Annotated in this window: 1 protein-coding gene; it reads right to left on the minus strand. The window is 62.5% G+C overall.

The window, feature by feature from the left end; genetic code table 11:
* On the minus strand, positions 1 to 1,051 hold a 1,051-nt coding region (locus NS334_RS17120; protein WP_153002834.1), incomplete at both ends, for an efflux RND transporter permease subunit.

The following is a 1,051-nucleotide window of genomic DNA, read 5'->3' on the forward strand; positions in this document are numbered from 1 at the left end:
GCGGCGCTCCAGCGCGAAGTCGACCATCATGATCGCGTTCTTCTTGACGATGCCGACCAGCATCACGATGCCGATCATTGCGATCACCGACAGCTCCATCCCGAACAGCGTCAACGTCAGGATCGCGCCGATACCGGCCGACGGCAAGCCCGAGATGATGGTGATCGGATGGATGAAGCTTTCGTAGAGAATGCCAAGGATGACGAAAGCCGCGAACACCGCGGCGAGGATCAGGACGCCCTGCCCGCGCAGCGAATCCTGGAACACCTGCGCGGTGCCGGAGAAGCCGGTCGCAATCGTTGGCGGCGGGCTTGAATTCTGCTCGAGCTCGGTGATCTTGTCGACTGCGTAGCCGAGCGAATTGCCCGGCGCGAGATTGAACGAGATCGTCACCGCCGGCTGCTGGCCCTGGTGGTTGATCTGCAGCGGTCCGACCGTCGGCACCAGCCGGGCCACCGCATCCAGCGGAATGGTCTGGCCGCTCGCGGTCTTCATGTAGAGCTTCGAGCGGTCTGACGGATCGACCCGAAACTGCGGCTGCACCTCGAGAATGATCTGGTAGTCGTTCGACGGCATGTAGATAGTGCCGACCTGCCGCGAACCATAGGCGTTGTAGAGCTGGTTGCGGACCTGGTCGACGGTGATGCCGTACACCGCCGCCTTCTCGCGGTCGATGTCGACTGTCATCTGCGGGTTCTTGATGTAGAGGTCGGTGGTGACGTCGAGCAGGCCCGGGATCTTCTCGATCTTGTCGCGCATCTCAGGCGCCAGCCGGTACAGCGCCTCGGTATCGCCGCTCTGCATCACGTATTGATACTGGCTCTTGGAGATGCGGCCGCCGATGTTGAGGTTCTGGACGCTCTGGAAGAACGCCTGCATGCCCGGGATCTCGCGCGCCTTCTGGCGCAGCCGCCCGATCACGACAGCGGCGTTGTCGCGGGTGTTCTGCGGCTTCAGCGCAATGAACAGCCGGCCGTAATTGGTGGTCGAATTGGGACCGCCGGAGCCGACGGTGGAATTGACATAGTCGATCGCCGGATCGGTCCTGAGC

It is taken from the genome of Sphingomonas endophytica (genome assembly GCF_001476895.1).
GTDB lineage: Bacteria > Pseudomonadota > Alphaproteobacteria > Sphingomonadales > Sphingomonadaceae > Sphingomonas > Sphingomonas endophytica_A.